Below are 1,178 nucleotides of genomic sequence, written 5' to 3'. Positions count from 1 at the left end.
GACCAACGGACCAAAATTGCGGGGGCTGGATTTGAACCAACGACCTCCGGGTTATGAGCCCGACGAGCTACCAGACTGCTCTACCCCGCGATAATATAAGGAGGATGAGGGATTCGAACCCTCGCGTCGCTCTCACGGCCTAGCGGTTTTCAAGACCGCCCCCTTCAGCCACTTGGGTAATCCTCCATAATAAATTAATAAGATTAAACAATAATGATTCATCAAAGCTAATCTCTGATGGACCTTGTAGGACTCGAACCTACGACCGGGCGGTTATGAGCCGCTTGCTCTAACCAACTGAGCTAAAGGTCCAAAACAGCCAGCCAATCGCGGCGGGGGGAATCGAACCCTCGACCTCCCGGGTATGAACCGGACGCTCTAGCCAGCTGAGCTACACCGCGAAAAAACTAATAATATATTAATTTTATAAATCGGGAAAACAGGATTCGAACCTGCGACCCCCTGGTCCCAAACCAGGTGCTCTACCAAGCTGAGCTATTTCCCGAAAAATGCACCCAGAAGGAGTCGAACCTTCAACCTTCTGATTCGTAGTCAGACACTCTATCCAATTGCGCTATGGGTGCATAATAAGTGCCGAGGACCGGGATCGAACCGGTACGGTTATCACTAACCGCAGGATTTTAAGTCCTGTGCGTCTGCCAATTCCGCCACCCCGGCATTATAGAACTGGCAAAGCGGAAGACGGGATTCGAACCCGCGACCCCCACCATGGCAAGGTGATGTTCTACCACTGAACTACTTCCGCATATGAAAGTGCCGACTAGAGGATTCGAACCTCCGACCCCCTGTTTACAAGACAGGTGCTCTGCCAACTGAGCTAAGTCGGCAATTGACACTTTATTTTTCTTATTATCAGATATAATACCTGATAATGAGCCGTGACGGGCTTGAACCGTCGACCCTCTGATTAAAAGTCAGATGCTCTACCAACTGAGCTAACGGCTCATGAGCTTAATCGCTCAATGGAGGATACAGGGCTCGAACCTGTGACCTCCTGCTTGTAAGGCAGATGCTCTCCCAACTGAGCTAATCCTCCATAAGCGTGGCAACGTCCTATCCTTGCAGGGAGCGATCCCCCAACTACTTTCGGCGTGTTGAAGCTTAACTTCTGTGTTCGGCATGGGTACAGGTGTATCCTTCAAGCCATCATCACCACA

At 50.4% G+C, this 1,178-nt stretch carries 11 tRNA genes and 1 rRNA gene; all 12 read right to left on the bottom strand.

Annotation, left to right across the window (positions count from 1 at the left end):
• Window positions 1-16 precede the first annotated feature (16 nt).
• Window positions 17-90: transfer RNA gene (locus tag H5R88_RS03540), tRNA-Met, on the bottom strand.
• 8 nt (window positions 91-98) lie between these two features.
• Window positions 99-186 (bottom strand) — tRNA-Ser (locus tag H5R88_RS03535).
• A 52-nt stretch (window positions 187-238) separates the two neighbouring features.
• Window positions 239-312: transfer RNA gene (locus H5R88_RS03530), tRNA-Ile, on the bottom strand.
• A gap of 15 nt (window positions 313-327) precedes the next feature.
• A tRNA-Met gene (locus H5R88_RS03525) sits at window positions 328-401 on the bottom strand.
• Window positions 402-431: 30 nt separating this feature from the next.
• A tRNA-Pro gene (locus tag H5R88_RS03520) sits at window positions 432-505 on the bottom strand.
• Window positions 506-510: 5 nt separating this feature from the next.
• Window positions 511-584 (bottom strand) — tRNA-Arg (locus H5R88_RS03515).
• A gap of 8 nt (window positions 585-592) precedes the next feature.
• Window positions 593-678 (bottom strand) — tRNA-Leu (locus H5R88_RS03510).
• Between the two features lie 16 nt (window positions 679-694).
• A tRNA-Gly gene (locus tag H5R88_RS03505) sits at window positions 695-766 on the bottom strand.
• Window positions 767-775: 9 nt separating this feature from the next.
• A tRNA-Thr gene (locus H5R88_RS03500) sits at window positions 776-848 on the bottom strand.
• Window positions 849-893: 45 nt separating this feature from the next.
• A tRNA-Lys gene (locus tag H5R88_RS03495) sits at window positions 894-966 on the bottom strand.
• Between the two features lie 18 nt (window positions 967-984).
• Window positions 985-1,057, bottom strand: a tRNA-Val gene (locus H5R88_RS03490).
• A 4-nt stretch (window positions 1,058-1,061) separates the two neighbouring features.
• Window positions 1,062-1,178: ribosomal RNA gene (gene rrf, locus H5R88_RS03485) — 5S ribosomal RNA — on the bottom strand.

The organism is Limosilactobacillus agrestis (assembly GCF_014145585.1).
Lineage (GTDB): Bacteria > Bacillota > Bacilli > Lactobacillales > Lactobacillaceae > Limosilactobacillus > Limosilactobacillus agrestis.
Note: the sequence above shows the minus strand (reverse complement) of the source record. Positions and strands in the feature narration are given on the sequence as shown.